Source organism: Enterobacter sp. EC_64, from assembly GCF_019584165.1.
GTDB lineage: Bacteria > Pseudomonadota > Gammaproteobacteria > Enterobacterales > Enterobacteriaceae > Enterobacter > Enterobacter roggenkampii.
Genome location: NZ_VDAS01000061.1, coordinates 1 through 2,921, shown reverse-complemented (window position 1 = coordinate 2,921; position 2,921 = coordinate 1). Strand labels below are relative to the sequence as shown.

General features: G+C 38.0%; 5 protein-coding genes. 4 read left to right on the top strand and 1 reads right to left on the bottom strand.

All coding sequences use genetic code 11. From position 1 onward, the window contains the following. The first annotated feature begins 147 nt into the window (after positions 1–147). Positions 148–1,041 carry a DUF3672 domain-containing protein gene (locus FHC52_RS22375; protein ID WP_220420277.1) on the top strand — a complete coding sequence of 298 codons (894 nt, stop codon included), beginning with the start codon at positions 148–150 and terminating at the stop codon, positions 1,039–1,041. Between the two features lie 39 nt (positions 1,042–1,080). Beyond that, positions 1,081–1,350 carry a hypothetical protein gene (locus tag FHC52_RS22370; RefSeq protein WP_023292983.1) on the top strand — a complete coding sequence of 90 codons (270 nt, stop codon included), beginning with the start codon at positions 1,081–1,083 and terminating at the stop codon, positions 1,348–1,350. 43 nt (positions 1,351–1,393) lie between these two features. On the opposite strand, the gene FHC52_RS22365 is transcribed toward FHC52_RS22370, so the two are convergent. Continuing rightward, positions 1,394–1,846 (bottom strand): glycoside hydrolase family protein, encoded by a 453-nt coding sequence (locus FHC52_RS22365; protein WP_023292982.1) that lies wholly within the window; start codon positions 1,844–1,846, stop codon positions 1,394–1,396. A gap of 36 nt (positions 1,847–1,882) precedes the next feature. Between FHC52_RS22365 and FHC52_RS22360 the strand changes: the two genes are divergently transcribed. Continuing rightward, positions 1,883–2,338, top strand: coding sequence for a hypothetical protein (locus tag FHC52_RS22360; protein ID WP_023292981.1), 456 nt, complete (start codon positions 1,883–1,885; stop codon positions 2,336–2,338). Position 2,339: 1 nt separating this feature from the next. Then, positions 2,340–2,816: a hypothetical protein gene (locus FHC52_RS22355; RefSeq protein WP_220420276.1), complete on the top strand. Its 477-nt coding sequence runs from the start codon at positions 2,340–2,342 to the stop codon at positions 2,814–2,816. Positions 2,817–2,921 lie beyond the last annotated feature (105 nt).

Below are 2,921 nucleotides of genomic sequence, written 5' to 3'. Positions count from 1 at the left end.
TAGTGCTGAATTCACTATCGGCGAAGGTGAGTTGATGGCTCATGATGTCCCTCTGGGATGCGCTCCGGATGAATATGATGATCTCATATCAGGAACTTGTTCGCACCTTCCTTAGCAGCAGACGAAAAAACATCAGTGTTTACCGTTATGGCAGATCGCTTTAGCATCATCAGTACAGACAGTGCCAAGCTATCAGACAGGGTTTATCCGTTTGTGGTTCAGGGTGGTAAGACTTACATCAACTCAGCGGTGATAGCATCAGCGAGCATCAATGAGGCTATGATAAATAACCTTTCCGTTTCCCGTGCGAAAATTCAGGATGCCGCAATAGACAATACGAAAATCGCCAATGCCGCAATCCGTAACGCCCACATTATGGACGGCGTGATCGACTCAGCGAAGATTAGCCAGCAGATACAATCCAGTAATTGGGATGGTGTGAATGGCTGGGCTATCAATAAAAATGGTAATGCCTGGTTTGGTAACGTTTCTGTACGTGGAAATATACAGGCAACATCTGGTGTACTGAACAACGTTACTATCAGTGAAAACTGTAACATTCTTGGTACTCTAAGTGCCGCACGTATCGTAGGTGATATCTGCCGTCCACAATCAACTGGTATCAACCCTGTACCGTTTATCTTTGGCTCTAAGACTGTATCAGGGGGGCAGGCCGCATTAAATCCAGTAGCTAACCAACACTATATAGCGTTGCGTATACGTGGTGAAGATTTTCCACGTTATTTTGATAGTGATTTATCAATTGGTTTAACCTCATATGAACGTCAATACTTCTATATTCGTATGGGTGGTGATGGAATCGGTTTAACTAATCTCTATTATTATGATGCTGGTAACGGTGGTAGTTCTACATCTTTCAGATTGAATTCTATATATGTTCCGCCTGTAGGTCGTGGTAACTGGAATTATATCTATGTGATGTGTACAACTTCACGTAGTGGTATTGCTTCACTTAATGTTCCTGCTAACTGGTCATCATTCTTATATCGTGCTGGTGATCAGCCTTTATATAATGCGTAATAAATACTATTACCAAAATATAAAATAGGGAAGTACTAAATGGGTATGGGAACAATTCTGGCTTTGGTTATTAGTGGTTTGGTGCTGATATATACTATTTTCCGTGACAATACAAAAGATACTAATGACTTACTAAGTCGTGTATCTGATATTGAAACTACCATTGCGGTACAAGATAGTAACATTACACGTCTAAGCGACGAACAAGACAAGATGAAAGAAACCTTGAGAAATCTTGAAATTCAAATTCACGAATTGGATATCAAACTTGAAAGGATTATTACTATTCTTGAACAATCAAAGCAGTAACAAAAAAAAGGGATAGTATCAATTACGGTACTATCCCTTTTTCTTATTTGTTGGTTAATTGTGCGATCATCGCATTAACTCTATTTGGTGTCTGACGATACCATAAACTATCTTTCGCTTGTTTAATTGCTTCGGGGTAGTTGGCATCACGTAGTGCCTCAATCATCTTTTTAAACTTCATCGTTCCAGATAGGCCAAGTTGAAAAATCATGATGATCATGAAGTCTTGCCAATCTTTAGGCATGGTTAGGTTTAGTTTACTTAGCTGGCTTGTTGCTATGGCTATATCTTTATCAAGTAGTCGAAGTGCTTCAATCTCAGTAATACCGTTAGTGAAGTTTTCATTTGGTAGTACTTTATGCCCGAATCCTACAGTTAAGAATCCTTCTGTATCTTTATACGGGTAGTACTTGTCATTGCGAAAGTATCCCATACGTGTTTGATATGCTCGTGAACCCTCATATTCTATTAATCGTGTTTTTAAATCCATCTTCATAAATACCTTTAGTTAATTTTAAAAAGGTATTTACTAATGGCAGGACGCATTAATAAGAATTGGGAAATGTTCGATAAAGACCAATGGAATATTTCAGACGTAACAGACGGCAACTATACATCTTTTGTTTACATCATAGAGTTTCCAGAAACAGGTGAATTCTATTATGGAAAGAAAATGATTTATCAAAAAGTTAAAAGCATAGATAAACTAAAAGTTAATTCTGTAGAATCTAACTGGAAAAACTACACAGGTAGTAGTAAGACAGTGAATGCTATGATTGATGCTGGCATGGATTATACAAAGAAGATTTTGTATTGTGTTAAATCAGACGCAGAAGCAAGCATTATTGAAACGGCGTTGATTTCGTACTTTGGTTTACATCCAGACAACCTAAACAAAGCAATTCTATGCAAAGCACGTTTACCAAAGAACAGACGTGATTTATTCAATGTATTACAAGATTTAGTAGCGATGTTGGGGAATAGGTAATATGGCATGGAAGGGTGGCAATAGTCCTAATGATATGAAGCGATTCATAAACAAGAACAGCCCAAAGAAAGGACAAGAATTTAAAAAAGAATTAAGTAGCCGTATGCGTATAGTTACACAGCACATTCAAAGAAAAATTGATAATGATGTAGCGGGTGGTGGTGTCGCGTTTACTGGAAAGAGTATGTACTTTAACTTTAGAAAGATAAGTGAGTTCAAGTCAGTTAACCAGATCATCCTACTACCTAATCAAGCATCATATCTAAAGTACGTTCTTGATCCGGCATATAAGAATGTTAATGAAGGGAAGATCATACCGTATCAGAATGCTAAGTTAACTAAGCAAGGTAACATTACACAACTACGTTCAAGAACCAAGAGTGATAAATACAAAAAGGTGAAGAGTAGGAACGGTAACACGTACTTAATCGACACTACCAAGAAATCCTCTAAACGTAATCCTAAACTGGTGATGTAGCCCCCTGAAACACCAGACAGTAGCTGTATCTCCAGATAAGAGATAGGCTTGAATATATGTCTAACACTAACACCAATTTTGAGATGACCGGGATCCTGTTAGGGC

What these genes read in the sequence shown, in the direction of transcription:
- FHC52_RS22355 (WP_220420276.1), top strand. Translation starts at nt 2,340, where the DNA reads ATGGCATGGAAGGGTGGCAATAGTCCTAATGATATGAAGCGATTCATA.
- FHC52_RS22360 (WP_023292981.1), top strand. Translation starts at nt 1,883, where the DNA reads ATGGCAGGACGCATTAATAAGAATTGGGAAATGTTCGATAAAGACCAA.
- FHC52_RS22370 (WP_023292983.1), top strand. Translation starts at nt 1,081, where the DNA reads ATGGGTATGGGAACAATTCTGGCTTTGGTTATTAGTGGTTTGGTGCTG.
- FHC52_RS22365 (WP_023292982.1), bottom strand. Translation starts at nt 1,846, where the DNA reads ATGAAGATGGATTTAAAAACACGATTAATAGAATATGAGGGTTCACGA.
- FHC52_RS22375 (WP_220420277.1), top strand. Translation starts at nt 148, where the DNA reads ATGGCAGATCGCTTTAGCATCATCAGTACAGACAGTGCCAAGCTATCA.